This is a genomic window from Luteibaculum oceani (genome assembly GCF_007995015.1).
GTDB lineage: Bacteria > Bacteroidota > Bacteroidia > Flavobacteriales_D > Luteibaculaceae > Luteibaculum > Luteibaculum oceani.
In genome coordinates, this window is the sequence record NZ_VORB01000015.1 from 1 (window position 1) to 14,092 (window position 14,092).

Annotated in this window: 6 protein-coding genes and 1 pseudogene; 4 read left to right on the top strand and 3 right to left on the bottom strand. The window is 41.2% G+C overall.

Annotated elements, in window-relative coordinates; all coding sequences use genetic code 11:
* The first annotated feature begins 494 nt into the window (after positions 1 to 494).
* Positions 495 to 2,705, top strand: a complete 2,211-nt coding sequence (katG, locus tag FRX97_RS11980; protein WP_147015463.1) for a catalase/peroxidase HPI — start codon at positions 495 to 497, stop codon at positions 2,703 to 2,705.
* Between the two features lie 59 nt (positions 2,706 to 2,764).
* Here the strand turns inward: katG and FRX97_RS11985 are convergent, their stop codons facing one another.
* Positions 2,765 to 4,522: a hypothetical protein gene (locus tag FRX97_RS11985; RefSeq protein ID WP_147015464.1), complete on the bottom strand. Its 1,758-nt coding sequence runs from the start codon at positions 4,520 to 4,522 to the stop codon at positions 2,765 to 2,767.
* Between the two features lie 10 nt (positions 4,523 to 4,532).
* Positions 4,533 to 6,200: a porin family protein gene (locus tag FRX97_RS11990; RefSeq protein WP_147015465.1), complete on the bottom strand. Its 1,668-nt coding sequence runs from the start codon at positions 6,198 to 6,200 to the stop codon at positions 4,533 to 4,535.
* A gap of 268 nt (positions 6,201 to 6,468) precedes the next feature.
* On the opposite strand from FRX97_RS11990, the gene FRX97_RS11995 reads away from it, so the two are divergent.
* The 3 genes from FRX97_RS11995 (at position 6,469) to FRX97_RS12005 (ending at position 13,967) form a co-directional block, all read left to right on the top strand.
* Positions 6,469 to 9,312 (top strand): M16 family metallopeptidase, encoded by a 2,844-nt coding sequence (locus FRX97_RS11995; RefSeq protein ID WP_223266628.1) that lies wholly within the window; start codon positions 6,469 to 6,471, stop codon positions 9,310 to 9,312.
* Between the two features lie 155 nt (positions 9,313 to 9,467).
* Positions 9,468 to 12,920 (top strand): pyruvate carboxylase, encoded by a 3,453-nt coding sequence (locus FRX97_RS12000; RefSeq protein WP_147015467.1) that lies wholly within the window; start codon positions 9,468 to 9,470, stop codon positions 12,918 to 12,920.
* A gap of 213 nt (positions 12,921 to 13,133) precedes the next feature.
* Entirely contained in the window at positions 13,134 to 13,967 is an 834-nt protein-coding gene (locus FRX97_RS12005) for a hypothetical protein (RefSeq protein ID WP_147015468.1), read from the top strand.
* 12 nt (positions 13,968 to 13,979) lie between these two features.
* Here the strand turns inward: FRX97_RS12005 and FRX97_RS12520 are convergent.
* A pseudogene (locus FRX97_RS12520) lies at positions 13,980 to 14,092 on the bottom strand (IS110 family transposase); the annotation flags it as partial.

The window sequence follows — 14,092 nt, forward strand, 5'->3', positions numbered from 1 at the left end:
AACCTGGATCTGTGTTAGCTAATCCCTTTCTTTCATAATGCTTAGAAAATAGATTACTTATAACCCCTTAGGACTGCCAAGTCCTATTCCCTTCTAGGCTAAACCTGGATCTGTGTTAGCTAATCCCTTTCTTTCATAATGCTTAGAAAATAGATTACTTATAACCCCTTAGGACTGCCAAGTCCTATTCCCTTCTAGGCTAAACCTGGATCTGTGTTAGCTAATCCCTTTCTTTCATAATGCTTAGAAAATAGATTACTTATAACCCCTTAGGACTGCCAAGGCTTAATTCCCTTCTAGGCTATTATAACCCCTCTCAAAAAGCCAAGAACCCTTAAATTTCATACTTCAATTTTTCAGTTAAATCATTAAGGATTAACTTCTTGGCCAGAATACAAATACTAAAGAATCAATATATCTTATACTTAAATAAAAACAATCAATTTTACTTATATATAACCTAGAACTACTTTAGTATCCCTTAAAACACATCTATGGAAAATCAATCGAAAAGTTATACAGCAAACTCTGGCGGGAAATGCCCCTTCCACCATGGAACAATGGAACATACAGCCGGAAGAGGAACCCAAAATCAAGACTGGTGGCCCAACCAACTCAATCTTGACCTGCTACGACAACATTCCAGTAAATCTAATCCCCTAGATCCAGAATTTAATTACCCCAAAGCTTTTTCAAAGTTGGACTACGAAGGCTTAAAGGCCGACCTACGTCAACTCATGACGGACTCTCAAGATTGGTGGCCTGCAGATTATGGTCATTACGGTCCCTTTTTCATTCGCATGGCCTGGCATAGTGCAGGAACCTACAGAATTACCGATGGACGTGGTGGATCGGGAACAGGTTCGCAGCGATTTGCTCCCTTAAACTCTTGGCCCGACAACGCCAATTTAGATAAGGCAAGACTCTTACTCTGGCCCATAAAGCAGAAGTATGGACAAAGTATTTCCTGGGCCGACTTAATGATACTCGCTGGTAATGTTGCTTTAGAATCTATGGGCTTTAAAACCTACGGATTTGCAGGAGGTAGAGAAGATATCTGGGAACCCGAAAAGGACGTTTACTGGGGCTCCGAATCTGAATGGCTTGGAGATAAAAGATATACCGGGGACCGAGAACTTGAACAGCCCCTTGGAGCCGTTCAAATGGGATTAATTTACGTAAACCCCGAAGGTCCGAACGGAAACCCAGACCCCGTAGCGGCTGCAAGAGACATTAGGGAAACTTTTAAGAGGATGGCCATGGACGACGAGGAGACGGTGGCTTTAATTGCTGGAGGACATACTTTTGGGAAAACCCACGGTGCTGCAGACCCAGAAAAACATGTAGGTCGAGAACCTGCAGGCGCATCAATTGAAGAACAAAGTCTCGGTTGGAAAAACAGTTATGGAACGGGTAAGGGCAAGGACACCATCACAAGTGGTTTGGAAGGCGCGTGGACTGACACTCCAACCCAATGGAGCCATAAATACTTTGAAAATCTATTTAATTACGACTGGGAATTAACCAAGAGTCCTGCCGGGGCACATCAATGGAAACCTAAAAATGGAGCTGGAGAAGGAACGATTCCCGATGCTCACGACCCTAGCCTTAAGCATGCACCCTTTATGCTAACCACAGACTTATCGCTCCGCTTCGATCCTGCTTATGAGAAAATATCCAAGCGTTTTTTGGAACACCCAGAAGAGTTTGAAGATGCTTTTGCGAGAGCCTGGTTTAAACTCACGCACAGAGATATGGGCCCCAAGCAACGTTATTTAGGCCCAGAAGTACCGCAAGAGGACCTTATATGGCAAGATCCTATTCCCAACTCGAAAAAAGTAGACTTAAGCGAAGGAGACCTTCAACTTTTAAAATCAGAAATCCTTTCAAGTGGACTTTCACTATCGACCTTGGTAAAGACAGCTTGGGCCGCGGCATCAACCTATCGAGATTCCGACAAAAGAGGCGGAGTAAACGGTGCCCGTATACGTTTAAAACCCCAAGCGGAATGGGAGGTAAACAACCCTATACAACTAAAGAAAACCCTTACGGAGCTTGAGAAAATCCAAAATAAGTTTAATGCCAATGAACGTGGTAAAAGTATATCCTTGGCAGACTTAATTGTTTTAGCTGGAAATACAGCTATTGAACAAGCTGCAAAAGGAGCTGGACATGAGATCACCATTCCATATGAAGCTTGGCGCAACGATGCAACTGAAGAACATACCGATTTTGAATCATTTGAATACATGCGCCCCTTAGCCGATGGATTTAGAAACTATAAAGTAGAGGGAATCAAGGTTAAATCTGAGGATCTACTAATTGACAAGGCCCAACTACTTACCTTAACCCCAAAAGAACTTACAGTTCTAGTCGGAGGTATGCGAGCTCTTGGTGCAAACTGGGACGATTCCGAAACGGGAATTTTCACCGATAGAAAAGGGCAACTGACCAACGACTTTTTTAAAAACCTTTTAACTCCCGGATACCAGTGGAAAGCAGAAGGTGAAGACGAAGAGTATTTTACCGCGCTTCATCCCAAAACAGGTAGCCGATGCAGAGCCAGCCGCGTAGATTTGATTTTTGGCTCCAACTCCGAACTTCGAACCATTGCAGAGGTATACGCATGTGATGACGCCGAAAATAAATTTGTACAGGATTTCTGTGCCGCATGGAATAAAGTCATGAACTTGGATAAGTTTTAATATCCCAATCAAAAAAGGGTGAGCCCGCCGGACTCACCCTTTTTTATTATTGCTTTCCGTTACCTTTTACCTGACGATTGACCAGATCGGATATCCTTTACTTTACTATACTTTTTAAACGATTTACAAGCGGTTTTACAATCCACCCCAGTTAATACCGACCTTGTACTACCTTCTTTTACAGGACAGTCACAAACGTTGGCCTTGGTATTCACCACCGTTTTAACTTCCCGTTTTGGGCAACAATTACAGTTGGGCTGCCCCTCACAGTATGATCCATCCCAACAGAAGCAAAAGTCTTTAGCACGAGGTATTTCTCCTTTATTGATGTACGGTTTGAAATTATCACCGTCCCCATGAACAAAAATGATATCTGTTGGGTCAACAATAACTGCTGGAGCGGGTTCATAGCCATTTAATCCTCCTCCTGGTTTTACTCCTCCATCCTCATCTATTGGATCCAATGTTATATCATCAATTTCTTGGTTTGCAGCATTGGTAGGACCTCCTGTTCCCGTTCCACCACCATTGGGATTGCTCCCTCCCTGAAGACAACCTTCGGAACAAGATGTGGGAACATCTAAATAGCTGTTGTTATATAAATTGTAATGGTTCGCCAAATTCGTGTAGGAATCATAATCGAAACACACTCCCGAAGCATGCAGTTCGTTGGTATTTCCGTTGTAATTGTTTGGATTGGGTTTAGTTACCTCATACACTACCTGATCAACAATGGGAAAGCCATTTTTGTCGCAATAGGTCGTTGCGTATCCACTGGGAATGTAACCTATCCAATCATCCACCTCGGGTGCACCTGTAGTGCCAAACTCATTTAATACCTGATCTGCAGTAGCGTAATACTTAATGTTTACAGTATATGCCACAACTTTATAGGTTGTTGAACCCGTGGTACTTGCATCCCAGGGAACATAAATAGCCAAACTAACCCCCTTGATAGAACAGGTAAAAGCCGCACATTGGGTCCACTCCTGTCCATCGGCTATTTTGTTTCCACCGCCCCCAGCAGGCCCTAATTTAAATACCTGGGGTTCTGATAAGCCCATTTGTTCTCCAAAAGGATTACCATCTTGATCTAAAGCTTGAACCTGCCATACATAGTCTCCCCCTTCTTCCGGTAAATCCCATTCTACGGGCCAGTACTGAGTTACTCCATTGGTTTCTTCATCAATAATTGGGCGGTTAGAACGAATAGCCTGAATAGCATTTTGCCCCTTCAATACTTCGTATACTTTTAGGTTGTAGTTTACTCTGAACCCTTTGGGAGCTGGTGTAACCGGGGTCCAGTTGAAAGTGGGACGTTGATTACCCTGTAATTGCATCCCATCTACTGGCGAAATGGCTATAGGCGGCTGAAAAGAGGTTAAAAAGAAAGGAACACATTTATCACTAAACCCTTGAGATGGTTGCCCTGTGCTCGAGCGCAATCCAATGCATAACATATAACTTCCTGCCGGCAATTTCCCCGTACGAGCAATACGCTTGGTATTTACCCCTATTAATTCCACTGCCTCATATGGCACAACATCCTCCACCATAAAAGTATTCATGCCGCGCTCTATCGTTAGAATTGGAGTGGCACTATTGGTTTTTGCCTTTAACTCTCCATCCTTTTTTATTTCACCATAAAACCTGGCCTCAAATTCAGGACCACTATTATTTACGGTAACGGTTACTGGAGACATTCCATCTTCCCAAGCACTTAAATCACTTGGTGGATTAGGTATAATGGTTACATTAATCTGCCCCATGAGGCAGCTGGAGATCAGAATGGTTAAAAGAAGTATTACGTTTTTCATAACTGGGGGTTTAAAAAGTTTTTGCCAATGAAATTCGGTATAGCCACTCGGTGAAATAAACACCGGCTCTGACCGAACCATACTCATAATTATTTCTAGAAACGGATAATTTCAATCTTGTTTTAATCTTGTCTAGGCGGTAGTCTGCCTTTATTTTGGCGCCCAATCTATTGTCCTTGCTAAATCCTACCCTGTTTGATATTAACGGATTTACGCTGGCATTGATACGCAGTTTGCGCTCTAAAAATTTATATCCCGCCCCAAGCTGGTACCCAAACATCTCAATACCCGCCATCTGGTGGTTATTTTTGAAATAGGTCAGTCCCAAATCATAGGAAAAATCACTCCCTTTTGCCCCACCAAACCACATAAGTTGTCCACTGGTATTTGCTTGGGTTTGGGTTGAAGCTGAGACGGCGTTATACTCTTCGAAAGCGTTTATAGAGTAACCCGCAGAAATTTGGTATTGCCATTTCTTGGTATTGAATAAATAGCTGGGATTAATAGATATGGTATTACTGATATTCCTAATTTTCAAGCTATCTGAGCTGAGGTCGGACTCGATTCCGAAATTGGAAAAGGACAGACCAAGGGAAAATTGACTATTGATTTGAGCGAAAAGGTTGGTTGAAACAAGAGCCTGAGTTGTTTTAACAGCTTTGGTTTCAAGTAAATTATTAATTCGGTATCCATACGAACCATTAAAAATAACCTTGTTATCCCACCACCTAAAGCTAGGGTTAATGGTGAAATCCATTCTATCTGATTGCAAAAAAGGATAGCCTAGCGCTCTAAACCCAGGTCCAATATACTTTGCCCTTAAAGCCAAGCTTTGCGTTTTACCCTCTATTCTTAACGCACTACTTGCTGCAAAATCTACCGTAGAAGTACTGTTTATAACTATTAGATCTTCAGGGATTTTTATATCATCATTAAAACTATCCTCATCGAGGCTGTTTCTGGTATAAATTCCCAATGCGACTTCGTTTTTCCAATGCGCCTTTTTGAATAGTTTAAAACCAAAGCTTGGTGCAATGGTTAAGCCCTGCTCTGGGGTTGGACTACTTTCCAGTCGAGTTAAATTCCCCACCACATCTTCGGATCGACTTACATTAAGGTGGAAAAAATTAGCATATTCATCGCCCACCCCTAATTTTAAAGCGGAAATTTTTCTCTTGTATAAACCAAAGAAATTAAGGGTAGAGTCGGGTAAGATCTCTTGCTGCGAAACTCCGGAGGCATATTCTAGAACAAATTTTCCGGGACGCAAGGAAACATGATATCCAAACACCCCAATGTTTCCGATAGTAAGCTCCGAAAACTGCGGAAATATCCGCCCTAAATGCAGTTGCATCCATTTATACCTTGGAGAAATGCGAATAATATTGGCTGGGTCGTATAAGTAGTTACTATTGGCTTGCTGAGGATATAAGGTGGTGGTTTGATTAAAAGGAAGAATCAAAAATGCCGGAATTTCCCAGCCCTTTCCATTACTTAAATGCGAATTGAAAATGAATCGGTTCAGTGCATCGGGGCGTCTACCATTTAACTCGGAGGAATTGGATTTAAAAGAATATAAATCGCTCTGAAACTCTGCAGAACCACGAAGTTTCCACTCGGATTGCCCAAATAAAAAACAACTGGATAAAAGGATGGCAATGGATAATAACCACTTCATGCTATAATTTAACAAATTACTAGGGGGAGGGTGTGCATCTACTTGACTTAAATCAAAGAAAATGGCCATTTTTTATACATAAATCATAGAAGCCCCTTCTTAATTTAAAAATGGGTTGGATAAAGCTTTTAGGGGAAATCCAGCTCTTAATAAAGTCCAGACAAAACTGAATCTGTTTTCATCAATCCGCTCATCACAATAATTAGCACCAAGCCTCTATTTTCCAAGGTTGTGATTATCTTCACGCCGCAGAACAAAATTCATGAACATGAAATTGAAGTATTTGAGCCTTATGCTCGCCCCCCTACTACTTTGGAATTGTGAAGGCAATAAAAAGATGGAAGGTTACACGATGATAGAAGAAGTGAAGAAGCAAGGTGACGAAATCGTTATTCCTTACAAAAAGTTTGAACTGGACAACGGTCTTACCGTACTTGTTCACGAAGATAATTCAGACCCCGTTGTACATGTAGATGTTACTTACCATGTAGGATCTGCAAGAGAAGAAATAGGAAGAAGTGGTTTTGCACACTTTTTCGAGCACATGATGTTCCAAGGATCGGACCACGTTGCCGATGAAGAGCATTTTAAAACAGTTACTGAAGCTGGTGGAACCCTTAACGGTACTACCAACAGAGATAGAACCAACTATTTTGAAACACTTCCTGCTAACCAATTGGAAATTGCACTTTGGTTGGAGGCGGACCGTATGGGATGGCTTCTCGATGCTGTTACTCAAGAGAAATTCGAAATTCAAAGAGCTACCGTTAAAAACGAAAGAGGTCAGAATTACGACAACCGCCCCTATGGTATGTTGGGCGAAATCGCTAACCAAGCACTTTTCCCGCATGGCCACCCATATTCTTGGCCTACCATTGGATATATCAACGAGCTTAACGAAGCGACTTTAGACGACCTTAAAGATTTCTTTTTAAGATGGTACGGTCCTAACAACGCCACCTTAACTGTTGCTGGAGATGTAAGCGCTGATCAGGTAATGGAATTGGCTAAAAAATACTTCGGCCCCATTAATAGAGGCCCAGAGGTAGAGGATATGCCAGAAATGCCTGCTAAATTAGATGCAGACCGTTACATCTCTCACGAAGACAAGATTCGTTTCCCGCTACTACAAATGAATTTCCCAACAGTTGCTAACAGACATAAGGATGAGGCGGCTTTAGATATTCTTTCAGACATTTTAGGTGGTGGAAAAACTTCTATTTTCTATCAGGAGTTTGTAAAAAGTGGAAAATACCTACAGGCATCGGTTTCTAACCCATGTTCTGAACTTGCTGGTAACATGAGTTTCACTCTAGTTGCTTTCCCAGGAACCAACCTAAAAGACACCGAAACACAACTGCGTGCTGCGATAGATAAATTCGAAGAGCGCGGAGTAACCGATGAAGATCTTCAGCGTTACAAGGCATCTTTCGAAGCGAGCACCATCCAAAGATTGTCTTCCGTTCGCGGTAAAGGATCTATGCTAGCATCTTTCCAAACCTTTACAGGAAACGCCAACTACATTAAAGAAGATATAGCGCGTTACATGAACGTTACTAAGGAGGATGTATTAAGAGTTTACAACGAGTACATAAAAGGTAAGCCTGCTGTTATCGTAAGCTACGTTCCAGAAGGACAATTGAATTTAATCGCTGCAGAAGATAACTACACTCCTACCATTGGTAGAACCGACGAAACTGTCTTAAACAACTACGATTCTCTTAGCTACCAGAAGCCAGTTGATAACTTCGATCGTTCGGTTAAACCAGAGCCAGGACCAGCTCCTTTTGTACAAGTTCCAGAATTTTGGACGGTTGAAATGGATAACGGCATTAAAGGAATTGGTACAGAGACTGACGAAGTTCCAACCGTTTCTATTCAAATCACCCTTCCTGCAGGACATAGAAATGAGACCATTGCCAAAGCTGGAATTTCTTCGCTAATGGCTGGAATGATGAATGAAGGAACCAAAAACTTTAGCGCCGAGCAAATGAGCGAGGAGTTAGAGAAGTTAGGATCTAGGGTTAGTGTTAGCTCTGGTGCAGAAAACATTACCGTTAACATTAGCACCCTTACCAAAAACTTAGATAAAACCCTTGAACTAGCGAAGGAAGTAATTCTTATGCCAGCCTTTAAGGAAGAAGATTTTGCCAGACTTAAAAAACAAGCCTTAGAAGCCATTGCAAACAGAGAAAACCAAGCATCGCAGCTTGCGTCAGATGCCTATGCAAGATTAAGCTACGGCGAAAACCACATTAAGGCCGTTCCAAGTGCTGGTACCAAAGCGTCTGTGAGCGCAATGACCCTAGAAGATGTTAAAGCATACTACAATAGATATTTCAGTCCTAAAGGTGCTAAACTAGTTGTAGTTGGAAACCTTAGTAAAGACGAAATTCTACCTAAACTAGACTTCTTGAAAGAATGGACTGGAGAAGCGTACGAATGGCCGAAGCAACCAGAATTAGCAGGTGCTGAGCCAGGTAAAATCTATTTCATGAATAAAGAAGGAGCCGCCCAATCTGAAATCAGAATTGGATACATGAACGACCTTACCTACGATCCAACTGGTGAGTACTACAAGGCCACCATCATGAACTACCAATTGGGTGGAAACTTTAATTCTAGAATTAATATTAACCTAAGAGAGGATAAAGGTTATACCTATGGGGCAAGATCTTTCTTTAGAGCCGGAAAAGAGCCAGGTGGATTTTTAGCATACGCTGGAGTAAAGAAAGAAGCTACCGACAGCTCGCTTTACGAATTCTTGTACGAAATAAACACCTACGCAGAATCTGGAATTACTGATGAAGAGCTGGCGTTTGTTAAGAAGAGTCTTACCCAAAGCGAAGCTTTAGATTACGAAACTCCGTTCCAAAAAGCTGGATTCTTAAGAAGAATTTTAGATTATAACCTGGAACCTGGATACGTAAAAACTCAAAGTGAAATTCTTCAAAACATCAGCGCAGAAGAAATTCACGAGTTGGCTAAAAAACACCTTCCAACAGAAAAAATGATCATGGTTATTGTTGGAGACAAAAAAACCGTTTGGGAAGGAATTAATAAGCTTGGATTTGACGTAGTTGAAATCGACAAAGACGGAGCTATTATTTAAACAGCATCTTATACCTTTCATTAAAAATCCTCGGCCAATTGGTTGAGGATTTTTTTTTGCAGCTAATTGTCGTCATAAAAAATGTAAGACACTTGCAAAGCACAAGATAATTTGCGAATATTCGCTAACATCGAATCGACTTTTATCTTAACACCATGAAAATTAAGAAGGTACTTGTAGCCAACCGTGGAGAAATAGCCATTAGAATTGGGCGCGCTTGCGTTGAATTAAATTTAAAAACCGTAGGAATATATACCTATGAGGATCGCTATTCTCAACACCGATACAAGGCCGACGAATCTTATCAAATTGGAGAAGATGACGATCCACTTAAGCCCTATTTAGATATTGATGAAATAATTAGGGTTGCAAAAAAGACTCAGGCCGACGCCATACATCCGGGCTACGGTTTCCTTTCCGAAAATGCCGAATTCGCGAGACGTTGTGCAGAAAACGACATTATTTTTATTGGGCCAGACCCAGAAATTATGGATGCCCTTGGCGATAAAATCGCTGCTAAAAAGATTGCAAAAACTTGCGGGGTTACCATTATAGAATCCTCCCTAACAGAACTAAATAGCGTAGAAAAGGCACTTGAAGAGGGCCAACGAATAGGATTTCCGCTTATGTTAAAAGCCGCCGCAGGAGGCGGTGGAAGAGGAATGCGCGTTGTGCGAAATGAGCAACAACTCGAACAAGCCTACAAGGAAGCTACACGAGAGGCAAAAAATGCCTTTGGCGACGGAACCGTTTTCCTAGAAAAATTTATAGAGGAACCCAAACACCTCGAGGTACAAATATTAGGAGACCGACATGGTAATATCGTACATCTTTTTGAGCGAGATTGTTCGGTACAACGACGTTACCAAAAAGTTGTAGAGGTAGCTCCCAGCTTAGGTTTAAAAGAAAGCGTTAGACAAGAATTGTACGAATCGGCATTAAAAATTGCGCAACACGTAGGCTACAACAACGCCGGTACCGTTGAGTTTTTAGTAGACAAAGACCAGAAAGTATACTTTATAGAGGTTAACCCGCGCATACAGGTAGAGCACACTGTAACCGAAATGGTAACGGGTATAGATTTGGTGAAAGCCCAGATCTTTATTGCGGGCGGATACAAACTAAGCGATACCCAAATAAAAATACCCAACCAGGAAGCGATTAAAGTAAACGGATTTGCTCTGCAATGCCGTATTACCACGGAGGATCCAGAAAACAATTTCCAACCCGACTACGGAATAATAACCACCTACCGATCTGCAGCTGGATTTGGAATTAGGCTGGATGCAGGTTCTTTATACCAAGGAGTGAAAATATCTCCCTTTTTCGACTCTATGCTAGTAAAGATTTCTGCTCATGGAAGATCTTTAGATGGCGCTACAAGAAGGATGACCCGGGCGCTCCAAGAATTTAGAATTAGAGGGGTTAAAACCAATATACAGTTCTTACAAAACCTCATTAACCACCCCACATTTAAAGAAGGCAAGGCCACTGTAAACTTTATTGCAGATAATCCTGATTTATTTAGTTACCGGGTAGCACAAGACCGAGCTACCAAAGTACTCACCTACCTGGGAGATGTTATTGTAAATGGACATCCCGATGTAAAAAAAATTGACGAAAACGCACGTTTCGAAAAGCCTGTAGTTCCCAGTTTCGAAAAGCATGCCCCCTATCCTATCGGAACCAAAAACAAATTGGATGAACTGGGCTCCGATGCCTTTTGCGCGTGGTTAAAGCAGGAAAACAAAATACAATATACCGACACCACCTTTAGAGACGCGCACCAATCGCTTCTCGCCACCAGAGTTAGGAGCTACGACATGCTAAAAACCGCCGAAAGCTATGCCAAAAATCACCCCGAAGTGTTCAGCATAGAAGTGTGGGGAGGCGCAACCTTCGACGTTTGTCTGCGCTTTCTACATGAGAACCCATGGCGCAGGTTAAGAGATATAAGAGCTGCCGTTCCAAACATCCTACTGCAAATGCTCTTACGAGGATCCAATGCGGTGGGATACACTGCATATCCTGATAATTTAATTGAAAAATTTATTATCCATGCCGCAGAAAACGGCATAGACCTTTTTAGGGTATTCGATTCTTTGAATTGGGTAAAGGCCATGGAGCCCAGTTTAAAAGCCATTAGAACTAAAACTCATGGAATAGCCGAAGCAGCCATAAGCTACACCGGCGACATTTCTAATCCCAATAAAACCAAGTATAATTTAGCCTACTACAAGCAATTAACCCGCGATCTAGAAAATGCAGGAGCTCAGATCATTGCCATAAAAGACATGGCTGGATTGCTGAAACCTCAAGCGGTTGGTGAGCTTATTTCCACCATTCAATCGGTATCTAAACTACCCATACACTTGCATACCCACGACACCTCTTCCTTACAAACTACCACTTACCAAAATGCCATTGCAGCTGGGGTGGATATTGTGGATGTTGCCTTGGGTGGATTATCGGGAATGACCTCACAACCCAACTTTAATGCGGTTGCTGCCATGATGCAGGGACATGAAAGAGAAAACCCATTGAATCTGAAAAAACTAAACGAAGCATCGGTTTATTGGGAGAAAGTAAGAACCTATTACTACCCTTTTGAATCGGATTTAAAATCGGGTACGGCAGAGGTTTATGAACACGAAATTCCGGGCGGACAATACTCGAATTTAAAACCTCAGGCCATTGCCTTGGGCTTAGGCGACCGATTTGAGGAAGTTAAAAAAACCTATGCCACCGTAAATAAGATGTTTGGCGATATTGTTAAGGTTACGCCAAGCTCTAAAGTGGTTGGCGATATGGCCCTGTTTATGGTGTCGAACAATTTAAGTGAGGAGGATATTTACGAAAAAGGAGAAAACCTGTCTTTTCCTGCATCGGTAAAGGGATTCTTTAGAGGAGATTTAGGGCAGCCTCACGGTGGGTTTCCCGAAAAGTTACAAAGCATAATACTTCGAAATGAAAAACCATATACCGACCGACCCAATGAGCATCTCCAACCTGTTGATTTTGGAAGTGAATACGCAGAGTTCATAAAAACATTCCAAAAGGGATTTCCGCGCGATTTGGAAATGGAAGATTTCTTATCCTATAAGCTATACCCAAAAGTATTTAAAGATGCGGTTGAAAATTTTAAACGCTACGGCAACCTTGCCAACCTTCCCACTAAGAATTTCTTTTACGGGTTAAAGGAGGGCGAAGAAACCATAATGGACATTGCTCCTGGAAAAACCGTAATTATAGAGTTACAATCGGTATCTAAAGCTAATGAAATGGGTTTCCGTACCGTTTTCTTTAAGCTAAACGGGCAAACTAGAAGTTTACAAATACTAGATAAAAAGCTAAAGGTAGAAGTAGCAAGCAATGTTAAAGTAGACCCTAATGACCCGAAACAAATAGGCGCTCCATTGCAAGGCAAATTATCTCAACTATTAGTAAAACCAGGAGATGAGGTAAAGAAAAACCAACCCCTATTTGTATTGGAAGCTATGAAAATGGAAAGCACGGTAAGTGCCACCGCAGCGGGCAAGGTAAAACAAGTTCATTTAAGTGATGGAGCCATGGTAATGGCCGACGATTTGGTAATAAGTTTGGAGTAAAATTAAAGTCAGTTTTGTGGTCGAAATAGGGATTGTATTGGTCCGAAAATAAATATCATCACATTTTCTTTTGCAAAATATATCATCACATTTTCCTATTTCATATCTCCAGAATCTAGTTTTTTCGGGGGTTTTCTTTACTTTTCGGTATACAAAAACAAAAACCACTATCAGCAACCTGGTGTTGCTCATATGTTGTGGTTAATGTAAAAAATGACCGATAAAGAACTATATCAATTTGCCTATGATTTTTTAAGGACATTCGCCAATGTCAATGATGAGATTTTGAATAGACATTTAGAGTCAGAACACATCAAGCCAAGGGATTTAAAGATAGTTTACTATCGATTATGTGAATCGGCTCAAAATAAACAAATGAGTTCGAAGGTTATAGGTGGATCTATGAATGGTCTTGAAAATTTAGGAAAAGTTCTTTTTGATTTTGACCCAACTAAAGTTGCACAAGTTTTTAAAAAATCTGACAGGGACAGGCTTCTTGACGCAATAATAAAAGAATTGAAACCAAGTGGACAGATTAGGAGAGCTACTCGGAGTATTTGGCCACAGTATTGCCAATCGATTATTGATGCGGCCCATTTTTTATGTTCGTTTAAGGATGTAGATGATTTCTATAAATGGACTGACTTCTTTTCTGAAGATAACAGGGCAAAACCAGCATTACCTCTTTTGATTAGCTATGAAATATCAGGCATTGGTTTTCCTCTAGCTTGTGATTTTTTAAAAGAATTAGGCTTTTGTGACTATGGTAAACCTGATGTTCATTTAAAGGAAATTTTCAAAGCTTTAAACTTAGTCGATCAAAACGAAAAATCAACAACAAAACTTGACTTTCAGACCCTGAAAGTAATTGATCGGATTGCCAAGGCTAATGACACCACCTCATATGCAGTTGACAAAGTATTTTGGTTAATAGGAAGTGGGGACTTTTACTTATCTAACTTAAAAATAGGCAGACAGAAAAGGGAATTCATAGAAAAAATAAAAGAACACTACCCACAACATAGAACTAAGCTAAAAAACAAGTAAAAAACTATATTTTTAAGCTGCTCTTCTGCTCACATAATTCGGATCGTAAACTAGATCATTCTTTATCACTCCAAAGCTCTGTTTTATGAGCTTATTGGCTACTGCTATTAGTGCTAGCTTCTTCG

What these genes read in the sequence shown, in the direction of transcription:
- katG (WP_147015463.1), top strand. Translation starts at nt 495, where the DNA reads ATGGAAAATCAATCGAAAAGTTATACAGCAAACTCTGGCGGGAAATGC.
- FRX97_RS11985 (WP_147015464.1), bottom strand. Translation starts at nt 4,522, where the DNA reads ATGAAAAACGTAATACTTCTTTTAACCATTCTGATCTCCAGCTGCCTC.
- FRX97_RS11990 (WP_147015465.1), bottom strand. Translation starts at nt 6,200, where the DNA reads ATGAAGTGGTTATTATCCATTGCCATCCTTTTATCCAGTTGTTTTTTA.
- FRX97_RS11995 (WP_223266628.1), top strand. Translation starts at nt 6,469, where the DNA reads ATGAAATTGAAGTATTTGAGCCTTATGCTCGCCCCCCTACTACTTTGG.
- FRX97_RS12000 (WP_147015467.1), top strand. Translation starts at nt 9,468, where the DNA reads ATGAAAATTAAGAAGGTACTTGTAGCCAACCGTGGAGAAATAGCCATT.
- FRX97_RS12005 (WP_147015468.1), top strand. Translation starts at nt 13,134, where the DNA reads ATGACCGATAAAGAACTATATCAATTTGCCTATGATTTTTTAAGGACA.